The 14087-nt window shown below is 64.8% G+C and carries 12 protein-coding genes and 1 pseudogene; 4 read left to right on the forward strand and 9 right to left on the reverse strand.

Translation table 11 applies throughout. The features are described 5' to 3' along the window. Positions 1-45: 45 nt before the first annotated feature. From ML401_RS31235 to ML401_RS31275, 9 genes and pseudogenes are all read right to left on the reverse strand, one after another. On the reverse strand, positions 46-1083 hold the full coding sequence (locus ML401_RS31235) for a sulfate/molybdate ABC transporter ATP-binding protein (protein ID WP_285807963.1): 1038 nt from the start codon (positions 1081-1083) through the stop codon (positions 46-48). Further along, on the reverse strand, positions 1073-2008 hold the full coding sequence (gene cysW, locus ML401_RS31240) for a sulfate ABC transporter permease subunit CysW (RefSeq protein WP_212067888.1): 936 nt from the start codon (positions 2006-2008) through the stop codon (positions 1073-1075). Before cysW ends, ML401_RS31235 begins: the two co-directional genes overlap by 11 nt. 9 nt (positions 2009-2017) lie before the next feature. Continuing rightward, positions 2018-2803, reverse strand: a complete 786-nt coding sequence (cysT, locus tag ML401_RS31245; protein WP_376717395.1) for an ABC transporter permease — start codon at positions 2801-2803, stop codon at positions 2018-2020. 84 nt (positions 2804-2887) lie between these two features. After that, positions 2888-3889 (reverse strand): sulfate ABC transporter substrate-binding protein, encoded by a 1002-nt coding sequence (locus tag ML401_RS31250; RefSeq protein ID WP_249156596.1) that lies wholly within the window; start codon positions 3887-3889, stop codon positions 2888-2890. A gap of 124 nt (positions 3890-4013) precedes the next feature. After that, positions 4014-4745: a phosphoadenylyl-sulfate reductase gene (locus ML401_RS31255; protein ID WP_285807965.1), complete on the reverse strand. Its 732-nt coding sequence runs from the start codon at positions 4743-4745 to the stop codon at positions 4014-4016. Continuing rightward, entirely contained in the window at positions 4742-5257 is a 516-nt protein-coding gene (locus ML401_RS31260; RefSeq protein ID WP_285807966.1) for a DUF934 domain-containing protein, read from the reverse strand. Before ML401_RS31260 ends, ML401_RS31255 begins: the two co-directional genes overlap by 4 nt. Continuing rightward, on the reverse strand, positions 5244-6899 hold the full coding sequence (locus ML401_RS31265) for a nitrite/sulfite reductase (protein WP_194404439.1): 1656 nt from the start codon (positions 6897-6899) through the stop codon (positions 5244-5246). The genes ML401_RS31260 and ML401_RS31265 overlap by 14 nt, the downstream gene beginning before the upstream one ends. 11 nt (positions 6900-6910) lie before the next feature. Continuing rightward, positions 6911-7228 carry a DUF2849 domain-containing protein gene (locus ML401_RS31270; protein ID WP_135166566.1) on the reverse strand — a complete coding sequence of 106 codons (318 nt, stop codon included), beginning with the start codon at positions 7226-7228 and terminating at the stop codon, positions 6911-6913. Between the two features lie 35 nt (positions 7229-7263). Beyond that, a pseudogene (locus tag ML401_RS31275) lies at positions 7264-8292 on the reverse strand (SAM-dependent methyltransferase); the annotation flags it as partial. A 244-nt stretch (positions 8293-8536) separates the two neighbouring features. Between ML401_RS31275 and cysD the strand changes: the two are divergent. The 4 genes from cysD to ML401_RS31295 all read left to right on the forward strand — a co-directional run bounded on the left by cysD (position 8537) and on the right by ML401_RS31295 (position 14062). Next, entirely contained in the window at positions 8537-9331 is a 795-nt protein-coding gene (cysD, locus tag ML401_RS31280; RefSeq protein ID WP_211415885.1) for a sulfate adenylyltransferase subunit CysD, read from the forward strand. Positions 9332-9350: 19 nt separating this feature from the next. Next, on the forward strand, positions 9351-11267 hold the full coding sequence (cysC, locus tag ML401_RS31285; RefSeq protein WP_211415884.1) for an adenylyl-sulfate kinase: 1917 nt from the start codon (positions 9351-9353) through the stop codon (positions 11265-11267). A 300-nt stretch (positions 11268-11567) separates the two neighbouring features. Beyond that, positions 11568-13733, forward strand: a complete 2166-nt coding sequence (locus tag ML401_RS31290) for a malate synthase G (protein WP_285807967.1) — start codon at positions 11568-11570, stop codon at positions 13731-13733. A 128-nt stretch (positions 13734-13861) separates the two neighbouring features. Further along, positions 13862-14062 (forward strand): CsbD family protein, encoded by a 201-nt coding sequence (locus ML401_RS31295; RefSeq protein WP_164718867.1) that lies wholly within the window; start codon positions 13862-13864, stop codon positions 14060-14062. Positions 14063-14087: the final 25 nt, after the last annotated feature.

Below are 14087 nucleotides of genomic sequence, written 5' to 3' on the forward strand. Positions count from 1 at the left end.
GCTGAAAGGTGAATTTTGAGGAAAATTCGACCTGTCGGCCCCCGCTCAAGCGCCCGCAAAGATCCGGTAGCGGCGGGGTTCGAGGCCGATCATATCACCGGCGCGCAGTTCCCGGCCGCGAGGCGCGTCGATCTCAATGGTCTCGCCGCCGGATAGTGCGACTTCGGCCCGCTGCACGGGACCGAAATTGCGGACGTGCTGCACGGCGCCCTCGAAGGCGCCGCTGCCGGGCGGGCCGACCAGCATGTCATGTCGCCGCACGAACAGCTTTGACGCGCCAGGCGCAAGCCCATCCGCCACCAGCGCGAGCGGCCGGTCGCCGAGCCTGACGACGCCGCCTTCGACCTGGACCGGCAGCTCGATGGATTCGCCGATGAAACCGTGAACGAACGCGCTGGCCGGGCTTTCATAGACGTCATCCGGCGAGCCGATCTGCTCGATCCTGCCCTTGTCCATCACCACGACGCGGTTGGCGACTTCTAGCGCTTCCTCCTGGTCGTGGGTGACGAAGATCGAGGTGACGTTGATCTCGTGGTGCAGCGAGCGCAACCAGCGGCGCAGCTCCTTGCGCACCTTGGCATCGAGCGCACCGAACGGCTCGTCGAGCAGCAGGATGCGCGGCTCGATCGCAAGCGCCCGGGCGAGCGCGATGCGCTGGCGCTGGCCGCCGGAGAGCTGGCTCGGATAGCGATCGGCGAGCCAATCGAGCTGGACGAGATCGAGCAATTCCTTGACGCGGGCGCGGATGGTCGCTTCGTCCTTGCGGACCGCGCGCGGCTGCACGCGCAGGCCGAAGGCGACGTTCTCGAACACCGTCATGTGGCGGAACAGCGCGTAATGCTGGAACACGAAGCCGACATGCCGCTCGCGCGCGCCCTGCGCCAGCGCATCCTCGCCGTTGAAGGAGACCTCGCCGGCATCGGGCCAGTCGAGGCCTGCGATGATCCGCAGCAGCGTGGTCTTGCCGGAGCCGGAGGGGCCGAGCAGCGCCAGCAATTCGCCGTCATTGACCTTGAGGTCGACGCCGTCGAGGGCCTTGAAGCTGCCGAACGTCTTGACGAGATTTCTGACTTCAATGGTCATTGGCGTCGTGTCCCTCGTCCAGATGACGTTCCAGAACGGTCTTCGCGATCAGCGTGATCAGCGCCAGCATCGCCAGCAGCGAGGCAATCGCGAAAGCGGCGACGAACTGGTACTCGTTGTAGAGGATCTCGACCAAGAGCGGCATCGTGTTGGTCTCGCCGCGGATATGGCCGGAGACGACGGAGACCGCGCCGAATTCGCCCATCGCGCGCGCGTTGCAGAGCAGCACCCCGTAAAGCACGCCCCATTTGATGTTGGGCAGCGTGACGCGAAAGAAGGTTTGCAGACCCGAGGCGCCGAGCGAGACCGCGGCCTCCTCCTCCTGCGTGCCCTGCTCCTGCATCAGGGGGATCAGCGCACGCGCCACGAACGGGAAGGTCACGAAGGTGGTGGCGAGCGCGATGCCGGGCACCGCGAACAGGATCTGGATGTCGTGATCCCTCAGCCAGCTACCGAAATAGCCTTGTGCGCCGAACAGCAGCACGAAAACGAGGCCCGAGATCACCGGGCTCACCGAGAACGGCAGGTCGATCAGCGTGATCAGGAAGGTCTTGCCGGGAAAATCGAATTTGGCGATTGCCCAGGCCGCGACCAGGCCGAACACGAGGTTGAGGCCGACGGAAATCGCCGCGACGATCAACGTCAGCTTGATGGCGGCCTGCGCCTCCGGCTCGGCGAGCGCGGCGAAATAGGCGAGAATCCCCTTGGAGAAGGCCTGCGCGAACACGACCACCAGCGGCAGCACCACGAAGACCGACAGAAAGATCATCGCCAGCGCGATGATGACGATGCGCACCGCGCGCGGCTCGGTGCGCAGGCTGTCGCGCGCGGCCGCCGCATGCGCACGCGCCTTTGCACGCGCCTTGGCACGCACCTTGGCATCGGGAGCCGAAGGCGAAACGGACTCTGCGATCTGCATCGTCATGGTCCGCCCTCACCGTTCCGGAATCCGGCTCTGCGCCCAGCGCTGGAGCCGATTGACGGCGAAGATGATGACAAAGGACACCACGAGCATGACCACCGCAATGGCGGTCGCGTCGGCGTAGCGGAATTCGGAGAGCCGGATCACGATCAAGAGCGGCGCGATCTCGGAGACGTTGGGCAGATTGCCGGCGATGAAGATCACCGAGCCGTATTCGCCGACCGCGCGGGCGAAGGCGAGCGCGAGCCCGGTGAGCAGCGCCGGGGCCAGCGAGGGCAGGATCACGCGGATGATGGTCTGCCAGCGGCTGGCGCCCAGACTGCCCGCGGCCTCCTCGATCTCGGGATCGAGATCCTGCAGCACCGGCTGCACCGTGCGCACCACGAAGGGGATGCCGATGAAGATCATGGCGAAAAAGATGCCGACCGGCGTGAACGCCACCTTGATGCCGAGCGCCGCAAGCGGCGCGCCCAGCCAGCCCTTCTCGGCGAACAGCGCGGTCAAAGCGACGCCCGCGACCGCCGTCGGCAGCGCGAAGGGCACGTCGACGATGGCATCGAACAGCCGGCGGCCGGGAAAGCGGTAGCGCACCAGCGCCCAGACGATGATGCTGCCCATGACGAGATTGACGCAGGCCGCCGCGAAAGCGAGGCCGAAGGAGACGCGCAAGGCATTCAGGGTGCGGCGGCTCGACAGGATATTCCAGAACTGTTCGGGACTGAGCTCGAGCGATTTCAGGAACAGCCCGGCGAGCGGAATGAGAATAATGACGGACAGCCAGGACAGCGTCAGTCCCATCGTGAGACCGAAGCCCGGCAATGTCCGGCGTCGTGCTGCGATTGCGCTCACCAGGCCACCTGTTACCGCTGCGACAGCGCCCGATCAGTTCTTGTAGATCTGGTCGAAGATTCCGCCGTCGGCGAAATGTTCCTTCTGTGCCTTGGTCCAACCACCGGAAACTTCGTCGATCGTAAATAGTTCGACCTTGGCGAAAGCGTTTTCATATTTCTTGGCGATCTCGGCATCGCGCGGACGGTAGAAGTTGCGCGCGGCGATCTCTTGCCCCTCCTTGGTGTACCAGTACTGGAGATAGGCGTCGGCGGCGTTGCGAGTGCCTTTCTTATCGGCGACTTTGTCGACGATCGCGACCGGCGGCTCGGCGAGGATGGATTGCGGCGGCGCCACGATCTCGAATTTTTCCCGGCCGAACTCCTTCAGCGCGAGAAACGCCTCGTTCTCCCAGGCCAGCAGCACGTCGCCGACGCCGCGCTCGACGAAGGTCACGGTGGCGCCGCGCGCACCGGTATCGAGCACCGGCACCTGCTGATAGAGCTTTCCGATGAAATCCTTGGCCTTGTCGGCCGAGCCGAGCTTCTTCTGCGCAAAACCCCAGGCCGCCAGATAATTCCAGCGCGCGCCGCCCGAGGTCTTGGGATTCGGCGTGATCACGGCGACGCCCGGCTTGATCAGGTCGTCCCAGTCCTTGACGGCCTTGGGATTGCCCTTGCGGACGAGGAATACGATCGTCGAGGTGTAGGGTGATGAATTCTGCGGCAGCCGCTTCTGCCAATCGGCTGTGGTGAGGCCCTTGGCGGCGATGGCATCGATGTCATAGGCCAGCGCGAGTGTCACGACATCGGCCTGCAAGCCGTCGATCACCGCGCGCGCCTGCGAACCGCTGCCGCCATGCGACTGCTTGATCTCGACGCTCTTGCCGGTCTCCTTCTGATAGGCATTCGCAAATGCCTTGTTGAACTCGGCATAGAGCTCTCGCGTCGGATCGTACGACACGTTCAACAGGTTGATGTCAGCGGCGAGAGCCGAGCTTGCCAAGAAACCCGTCAAGACCAGGCCTGCTGCGAGCGGAACGATACGGCGCATCATGTCCATCTCCATTCACTTCGCCGACGTCGGTGTCAGCGAAGACATGCAGGCGAAACTCGCGGCGAAACGCGCCTAAGTCAACAAAACCGGATTTTCTTGTTCGCAGCGTGGCGACGTGGCTGTGCTACGAAGTCTTCGTCGTGTGGATGCCGCATTCTGTCTTGGCTCGGCCGCGCCAACGACCGGCGCGTTCATCCTCGTCCTCGGCCGTTCTGCTCGTGCAAGGCATACACCCAACCGACCGGAAACCGGACGCGGCCAGGGGGTGACGCGGCAATTTGGCGCGGACGAAGATCGCCTCGAGTTCCTCGCGCGAAACGTTGGCGAAGGGATTGAACTTCAACCGCACACCGTCGTCCTCGACGACGGGAATGTCGGTGCGCGCATTGCCCTGGAAACGCTTGCGGCCGTTGAGCCAGGCATCAAAGGGCTTCAACGCGCGCGCCAGCGGCTCCACCTTGCGGATGCGGCAGCAGGCGTCGGGATCGGAGAACCAGAGGTCGCGGTCGGGATCCTCGCGCGACAGGGTCTCCTCGGCCGGCTTGATCGAGCGGACATCCTTCAGCCCGAGCGACGCGATCAGCGTGTCGCGATAGGCGAGCGTCTCCTCGAACAACCAGCCGGTATCGAGGAAGATCACGGGGATCGCCGGGTCGACATCCGCCGCGACCTTCAGCAGCGTCGCCGATTCCGTGCCAAAGGACGACACCAGTGCCAGCTTCTCGCGCCCGACCGTCTTCAGCGCGGCAGCGATGATTTCCGCGGGCGAGGCGGTGCGCAAGCTCCGATCGAGCTCCTCCGCTGAAGGGAGCGTAGAGACAGAGACCGGAGTGAGCTGGGACGCAACGACGTTCACGTGCCAACACCCTCGGAATGACGCAACTGCATGCGCCGGTGCAAAGCCGTGATGCGGCCGTCGCCGGTCGGCTGGTAGAATACCGAATAGCGCTTTGCGGTCTGCATGAAGGCTTCCGCGTCGGCCTGCTTCTTGACCTCGAACGAATCGAAGCCGGCGCGCAGCATGAACACGAACTGGTCGCGCAGCACCTGGCCGGTGGCGCGCAAATCGCCGCGATAATTGTAACGCTCGCGCAACAGACGGGCCTGGCTGTAGGCACGGCCGTCGCGGAAGGTGGGGAACACCAGCGCGACGACGGCGATCTTGCCGAGATAGGGTACCAGCTCGCTGATATCGCGGTTGTTGGGCCAGATCACGCCGACCTTGCCCGAACGATCGAGCAACGTGTCGGCCTCGCCCAGGAAGCGTTCGGCCGGCACCAGGATGTCGCCGCCCTCGGGCAGCGGCGTGTCGACGGCGAGCTTGACGAAGCTGTCGCCCGTGATCTTTCCGCCGTTAACGAGTGGCATAGACGCGCTCCTTGAAGGGTTCGACGCCGAGGCGCTTCACGGTGTCCATGAACAGCTCTTCGGGCCGCTCGCGCAGCGCCAGATAGGCTTCCACGACGTCCTCGATGACGTCGGCGACCTCGTCGAACTTGACGCCCGGCCCGATCAGGGTGCCGAGCGCGGCGTTCTCGTCGGCACGGCCGCCGATGGTGATCTGGTAGACTTCCTCGCCGTTCTTCTCGACGCCGAGAATGCCGATATGGCCGACATGGTGATGGCCGCAGGCGTTGATGCAGCCGGAGATGTTGATGTGGAGCCGGCCGATCAGATTGGCGAGCTCGTGATTGGCGAAGCGACGCGTCAATTCCTGCGCGATCGGGATCGAGCGCGCATTCGCCAGCGAGCAATAATCGAGACCCGGGCAGGCGATGATGTCGGAAATCAGATTGACGTTCGGGGTTGCGAGCCCGAGCTTGTCGAGCGCCTTCCACAGCGCCGGCAGGTCGCGCTTGGCGACATGCGGCAGCGCGAGGTTCTGCTCGTGGCCGACGCGGATCTCGCCGAATGAATATTTGTCGGCGAGATCGGCCAGCGCGTCCATCTGCTCGGCGGTGGCATCGCCCGGAGGCGCGCCGATCGGCTTCAGCGAGATCGTGACGATGGAATAGCCCTGCACCTTGTGCGGGGCCACCGAGTTCTTGCGCCAAGCCTCGAAATCGGGATCAGCCGCGGCCTGACGCAGCTCGTCCGGCATGTGCGGCAGCTTCTCGTAAGCGGGGTAGGTGAACCGCGAGCGGATGTCCTCGATCACCTCGTCGTCGATCTGGAGCGAGGAGTTGCGGATATGCTGCCACTCCTCCTCGACCTCGCGGGAGAATTTCTCGATGCCGAGCTCGTGCACCAGGATCTTGATGCGCGCCTTGTAGATATTGTCGCGGCGGCCGTACTGGTTGTAGACGCGCAGGATCGCCTCGATGTAGCTCAGGATATCGCGGCCATGCACGAAATGCTTGATGGTCTTGGCGATGAACGGCGTGCGGCCGAGGCCGCCGCCGACCAGCACCTCGAAGCCGGTCTCGCCCTTCTCGTTCTTGATCAGGCGGAGACCGATGTCGTGGATCTTGATCGCGGCGCGGTCGTGGTCCGAGGCGGTGATCGCGATCTTGAACTTGCGCGGCAGGAACGAGAATTCCGGATGCAGCGTGGTGTGCTGGCGGATCAGTTCCGACCAGATGCGCGGATCCTCGATCTCGCCCGGCGCGACGCCGGCCCACTGGTCCGAGGTGACGTTGCGCATGTTGTTGCCGGAGGTCTGCATCGCATGGATGCCGACCTTCGAAAGATCTTCCAGCGCGTCCGGAAGCTCGGCGAGCTTGATCCAGTTGAACTGGATGTTCTGCCGCGTGGTGAAATGGCCGTAGCCGCGGTCGTATTTCCGCGCGACATGGGCGAGCGCCCGCAGCTGGTTCGTCGCCAGCGTGCCGTAGGGAATCGCGACACGGAACATGTAGGCGTGCAGCTGCAGATAGACGCCGTTCTGCAGGCGCAGGATCTTGAACTCGTCCTCGGTGAGCTCGCCGGAGAGGCGTCGCTTCACCTGGTCGCGGAACTCCGAGACGCGCTCGTTGACGAGCGTGCGGTCGATTTCATCGTAAGCATACATAAGAAGATGCCTTAAGCCTGGGCCGACTGTCCGATGGTCACACCGGTGCGGCGGATCTGTTCGCGCAGATTGCCGGGTTCGATCTTGCCGTCCGCGCCGACCTGCACGGGAGCGATATAGGGTCCGATCGCGCCGACGTCATCGGCGACGGACTCCGCAAGCAACGCCTTGGCCTCGTCGGAGTTGCGCACGATCGCAGCTTCCGACAGGTCCGCGGACCAGCTCTTGGCGGCGGTGCGGTAAACCACGATGCCGTCCCAGGTCCGGTTGGCGGTCACGATCGAGGGGCCGGCGATCTTGATCTTCTTTTGTTCAAGCGGAGAGGTCATTCGGCTGCATCCAATAGGTCAGAGATGATGGGGTTGGGTGTCTCGAGATCAGCGGCGCCGCCGAGTCCTGCGGTAATGCCGGGAATGATCGAATAAGCGACGCCGGCGGCGCGCAGGGCTGCCACTTCTTCACCGCCGCGCCCGACCACGAAGGAATCGCCGACCTTCAGCCGCACCACCCGCTGCCCGGCTTGCGCGGCCTCGATCATGCGCTGGTTGATGGCGTCCCCGCCGATGCCGGGCTTGCCGACCGCAACGCGCGTGGTGTCGCGGCGGATGCGGTCGAGGATTTCGCCAGAGACCAACTCGTCATGGAAGACGATGTCGGCGTCCTGCAATGTGCGCAGCGCCTTGATGGTGAGAAGATCAGGGTCGCCGGGACCGGCGCCAACCAGCGCGACCGAGCCTTCCGGCTTGTCGGCACGCGCGAAGGCGGAGGGATCGGAAATCGCCTTCAGCGCGACGTCCGCCTCGCTCTTGCGACCGGCGAGCACGGCGGCACCGATCGGACCGTCGATCACCCGCTCCCAGAAGCGGCGGCGCAGCGGAAACTCGGCGATGCGCTCGTTAATGGATTTGCGGAAGCCGCCGATGAACTCGGCGAGTTCGCCGATGCGCGCCGGAAGCAGCGCCTCGATCTTCTCGCGCACGCGCCGCGCCACCACCGGCGATGTACCGCCGGTGCCGACCGCGACCACGACATCGCCGCGATCGACGATCGCAGGAAAGATGAAGCTCGAATGCTCGAGATCGTCCATGACGTTGACGGGCAGGCCGAGCGCCTTGGCCCGAGCCGACATCGCCACGCCGACATCGCCTGCGCCGGCGCAGACGACGGCGATGACGCCCGCGAGATCGGCGGTGAGCGGATCGCCCGTCAGGACGTCGACACGCGCCGCGTCTTCCACGCTGAGGCCGAGATCATTGTTGCCGTCGATCGCGTGCACGCGGATGCGCGCGCCGGCCGCGGCGAGCACGCGCAGCTTGGCGCGCAAAAGCTCGCCCGCGCCGATGAGAGCCACCGGACCGGCCTTGAGATCGAGGAACACCGGCAAGAACCGCATACGATACTCGCTTCCCCCACATCCGGGGTTGACTGGAATTATTTTCTATATATGTGTCGTTTCAAGCTCGCAAAGAGAAATTTTTTCTTCTCTTCTGCACCGCGACTATAGAATTTTCGCCTCCAAACGCAAAGTGGCAGAGATGCATCTTCTCAAGGACGATTCCGCAGCTGTCGGAGTGAGCAGCCAAGTCCCCGTCGCACGCTCGGGCTCACAAGAATTTTCTGCCGATGTTGCGCCGAGCATGGACCATCTCGACCAGCTCGAGGCGCAGAGCATCTACATCTTCCGTGAAGCCTTCGCCCGGCTGAAGAAGATCGCCCTGCTGTGGTCGCTCGGCAAGGACTCCAACGTCATGATCTGGCTGGCGCGGAAAGCGTTCTTCGGCAAGATGCCGTTCCCGGCCCTTCATGTCGACACCGGCAAGAAGTTTCCGGAGATGTACCGCTTTCGAGATCATTACGGCAAAGAGTGGGATCTCGATCTGCGCGTCGAGCCCTGCCCGCCCATCGATGCCGTCGATCCGACGCTGCCGCCGGCCGCCCGCTCCGCCGCGCGCAAGACCGAAGGTCTCAAGATGGCGCTCGGCAAATACGGCTTCGACGGCCTGATCGCCGGCATCCGCCGCGACGAGGAAGCGACCCGCGCCAAGGAGCGCGTGTTCTCGCCGCGCGGCCTCGAAGGCAATTGGGACGTGCGCGACCAGCCGCCGGAGTTCTGGGATCACTTCAACGCCTCGCCGCCGCAAGGCGCGCATTTGCGCATCCATCCGATCCTGCATTGGACCGAGGCCGATATCTGGGCCTACACCAAGCGCGAGAACATCCCGATCATCCCGCTTTATCTGTCGCAGAACGGCAAGCGCTATCGCTCGCTGGGCGATCAGGACATCACCAATCCGGTCAATTCGACGGCGTCGACCATCGACGAGATCCTGATCGAGCTCGAGCAGACCAAGGTGCCGGAGCGCGCCGGCCGCGCGCTCGACCACGAGACCGAGGACGCCTTCGAGCGCCTGCGCGTCGCCGGCTATCTCTGATCAAGGACGCGAGCGCGATATGAACATGATCGTCACCCCGACTTCGCCCGCCACGCCGAACGGCACCACCCGTCCGCAAGTGCGCATCGTCATCGTCGGCCATGTCGACCACGGCAAGTCGACGCTGGTTGGCCGCCTGCTGCACGAGACCGGCAGCCTGCCCGACGGCAAGCTCGAGATGCTCAAGGCCGTGAGCGCCCGGCGCGGCATGCCGTTCGAATGGTCGTTCCTGCTCGATGCGCTGCAGACCGAGCGCGACCAGGGCATCACCATCGACACCACGCAGATCCGCTTCCGCACCAATTCGCGCGACATCGTGCTGATCGACGCGCCCGGTCACGCCGAATTTTTGCGCAACATGATCACCGGCGCCTCGCAGGCCGACGGTGCGGTGCTGATCATCGACGCGCTGGAAGGCGTGCGCGACCAGACACGGCGGCACGGCTATCTCTTGCATTTGCTCGGCGTGAAGCAGGTCGCGATCGTCGTCAACAAGATGGACCGCGTCGACTTCTCCGCCGATCGCTTCAAGGACATCAGCGACGAGATCTCGGCACATCTCAACGGCCTCGGCGTGAAGCCCACGGCCGTGATCCCGATTTCCGCCCGCGACGGCGACGGCGTCGCGGAGCACACCGATCGGATCGGGTGGTACAAGGGACCGACCGTGGTCGAGGCACTCGACGCCCTCGAGCCGGCGCGGCCGCTGGAAACGCTGGCGCTGCGGCTGCCGGTGCAGGCGATCTACAAGTTCGACGACCGCCGCATCGTGGCCGGCCGCATCGAGTCCGGCAGCCTCATTGCCGGCGACGAGATCGTGATCATGCCGGCCGGCAAGATCGCCAGGATCAAGACCGTCGAGAGCTGGCCGGTGACGCCGGTCGCGGGGCGGCAGGGCGCGGGCCGCTCGGTCGGCATCACGCTCGACCGCGAATTGTTCATCGAGCGCGGCGACATCGTCGCGCATGCCGGCAGTGCCCCGCGCGAGACGCGCCGGCTGCGCGCCCGCATCTTCTGGCTGCACGACAAGCCGCTCGCCAAGGGCGACCAGCTGCTGGTTCGCTGCGGGCCGAAGGAAAGCCGCGCCACCGTGGTTGCGATCGAGAAGGCGGTCGATCCGGGCGAGCTGTCGAGCACCGAGAACAAGGCGATCGGCCGCAACCATGTCGGCGAGATCGACATTTCTCTCTCGAATCCGATTGCCACCGATCCCTACACCGAGAACCCGCGCACCGGACGTCTCGTGATCGAGGTCGCGGGGCGCATCGCCGGCGGCGGCCTCGTGCTGTCGGTCGATGCCGGCCAGCGCGCCCTGCCCGTCGACATCGTGCCGGTGGAATCGGCCCTGCGTCCTGACGAACGCTCCGCGCGCTATCAGCACAACGGTGCCGTGGTCTGGCTCACCGGCCTGCCCGCGTCCGGCAAGTCGACGCTCGCCAAGGCACTGGAGCGGCGTCTCTTCACCAATGGCGGCTCGCCGATCCTGCTCGACGGCGACACGCTGCGCGCCGGCCTCAACAGCGATCTCGGCTTCTCTGCCGCGGACCGCAGCGAGAACATCCGCCGCCTCGCGGAGGTCGCGACGCATCTGGCGCGTAACGGCCACATCGCCATCGTCGCCGCCGTCTCGCCGGCCCGTGAGGACCGCGCCACCGCGCGCCGCATCGCCGACACCGCGTTCCGCGAGATCCACGTCGCGACGCCAGCCGAAGTGTGCGAGGGCCGCGATCCCAAGGGCCATTACAAGAAGGCGCGCGCCGGCGCCCTGGCATCGTTTACCGGCATCGGCAACGACTACGAAGCGCCGCAGGCAGCCGAGCTCGTGATCGACACCTCGACACGGACCGTCGCCGAGGCGGCCGACGAGATCGAACAGATGCTGAAGACGACGGGCGTGCTGTTCGATGAAGCCGTGGACCTCGCCGCGAATATCTGAGCGCACGGTTGGTTGGCGCGCTCACTGCCAACACGCAGACGGTACGTTCCCTCCTTCCTTGCGGGGGCCCACAAGGGAAGAGGGAGCGCAGTCGTGCGCGCGGCGCGACGTTGGGCTCAATCGCTGTAAAACCAGCGGCCTTCCCCACCTCATCTTGACATTTTGACAAGCCCCCGGGGGTCTTCTCACCGCCCCTTTTTTGGGGCTAATAGGCCCCCGAAAGCCGCCCCTGGGGGCGCATTTTGCTGCTATCGGGTCAAAAGCAGCCAAAAACAGCCATTTCCAACAAGAAAGCCCATCATGAAACGCGTCGACGCCCACGGATTGAAGATCGCCCCTGTCCTGTTTGACTTCATCGCAAAGGAAGCGGCCCCGAAAACGGGCATCGCGCCGGACGCGTTCTGGGCCGGGGTTGCCGCCATCATCAAGGACCTGGGGCCGAAGAACCGCGCGCTGCTGGCGGTGCGCGACACGCTGCAGGCCAAGATCGACGACTGGCACCGCGCCAATAAGGGCAAGGCCTTCGACCTCAACGCCTATACCGCCTTCCTGAAGGAGATCGGCTATCTCGTTCCGGAGCCGGCGACCCAGAAAGTCGAGACCGCCAATGTCGACGACGAAATCGGCAAGATCTGCGGCCCGCAGCTCGTCGTGCCCCTCACCAATGCGCGCTACGCGCTGAACGCGGCCAACGCGCGCTGGGGCTCGCTCTATGATGCCTTCTACGGCACCGACGCGATCCCGCATGATCCCACGGAGAGCGGCAAGGGCTACAACAAGGCGCGCGGCGACAAGGTGATCGCCAAGGCCAAGGCGTTCCTCGATGCCGCCGTGCCGCTCGCGACCGGCAGCCACACCGATGTCACCGCCTACAGCGTCGTCGCGGGCCAGCTCGCAGTGAAGCTGAAGAGCGGCAACGCCACCGCACTGAAGAACGCTGCGCAGTTCGCCGGCTTCCAGGGTGATGCGGCTGCGCCCTCGGCCGTGCTGCTCGCCAACAACGGCCTGCATGTCGAGGTCAAGATCGACCGCAACAGCGCGATCGGCAAGGACGATCCGGCCGGCGTCGCCGACATGATCATGGAGTCCGCGGTCTCCACCATCCTCGACATGGAGGACTCGGTTGCCGCTGTCGATGCCGAGGACAAGGTGCTGGTCTACCGCAACACGCTGGGCCTAATGAACGGCACGCTGTCGGCCGATTTCGAGAAGGGCGGCAAGACGCTGACGCGCTCGCTCAACGCCGACCGCAGCTACAAGACTCCCGACGGCAAGGGCGAGATCAAGCTGCACGGCCGCAGCCTGCTGCTGATGCGCAATTGCGGTCACCACATGTTCACCGACGCGGTGCTGGACGAGAAGGACGAGGAGATTCCGGAAGGCCTGCTCGATGCCGCCGTCTCCGGGCTTCTTGCCATTCATGACTTGAAAGGCAACTCCAAGGTCAAGAACAGCCGCACGGGATCTGCCTATATCGTCAAGCCGAAGATGCACGGCCCGGACGAGGTGTCGCTGACCTGCGAGATCTTCGGCCGTGTCGAGCAGATGCTGGGCCTGCCCGAGAACACGCTCAAGGTCGGCATCATGGACGAGGAGCGGCGCACCACCGTCAACCTCAAGGCCTGCATCCAGCGCGCCTCCAAGCGCATCATGTTCATCAACACCGGCTTCCTCGACCGCACCGGCGACGAGATCCACACCTCGATGGAAGCGGGCCCGATGATCCGCAAGAACGAGATGAAGGCGCAGCCCTGGATCAAGTCCTATGAGGACTGGAACGTCGACATGGGCCTGACCTGTGGCCTGCCCGGCCATGCCCAGATCGGCAAGGGCATGTGGGCCGCGCCCGACAAGATGGCCGACATGCTTCAACAGAAGCTGGGCCATCCGCAGGCCGGCGCCACCACCGCCTGGGTGCCCTCGCCGACCGCCGCGACGCTGCATGCGCTGCACTATCACCAGGTCAACGTCACCGCGCGGCAGGAGGAGCTGGCCAAGGGCGGACCGCGCGCAAAGCTCTCGGACATCCTCACCATTCCGGTGTCGAAGTCGAACTGGGCACCTGACGACGTCAAGCAGGAGATCGACAACAACTGCCAGGGCATTTTGGGCTACGTCGTGCGCTGGATCGACCAGGGCGTCGGCTGCTCCAAGGTGCCCGACATCCACGATGTCGGCCTGATGGAAGACCGCGCCACGTTGCGCATCTCCAGCCAGCACCTCGCCAACTGGCTGCACCAGGGCGTGATCACCGAGGCGCAGGTGATGGAGTCGCTGAAGCGCATGGCCGTCGTCGTCGACAAGCAGAACGCCGGCGATGCCATCTACAAGCCGATGGCGCCCGCCTTCGACGGCGTCGCCTTCAAGGCCGCGTGCGACCTCATCTTCAAGGGGCGTGAGCAGCCGAACGGTTACACCGAATACATCCTCACCGCGCGCCGCCGCGAGGCCAAGGCGGCCGGCTGAGCCCTGTCACTGGATCAAAGCCCCGGCTACCCGCCGGGGCTTTTTTATTGGGCGAAAGGTCGCGCTACGCGTCGGAACAGGCCGCGTACGCCTCGCGTTATCGGGCCATCAAACCACGGGAGATGGTCATGGACTGGAATCGAATCGAAGGAAACTGGAAGCAGTTCAAGGGCTCGGCCAAGGAGAAATGGGGCAAGCTCACTGACGACGATCTCAGCTTGATCGAGGGACGCCGCGAGCAGCTCGAGGGCCGGCTCCAAGAACGTTACGGCAAGGCCAAGGACCAGGTTCGTCAGGACGTCGACGACTGGCTGAAATCGCTGCACTGAAGCAGCACGAACGAAGCCCCGGCGA

This window comes from Bradyrhizobium sp. 62B (genome assembly GCF_030272265.2).
GTDB lineage: Bacteria > Pseudomonadota > Alphaproteobacteria > Rhizobiales > Xanthobacteraceae > Bradyrhizobium.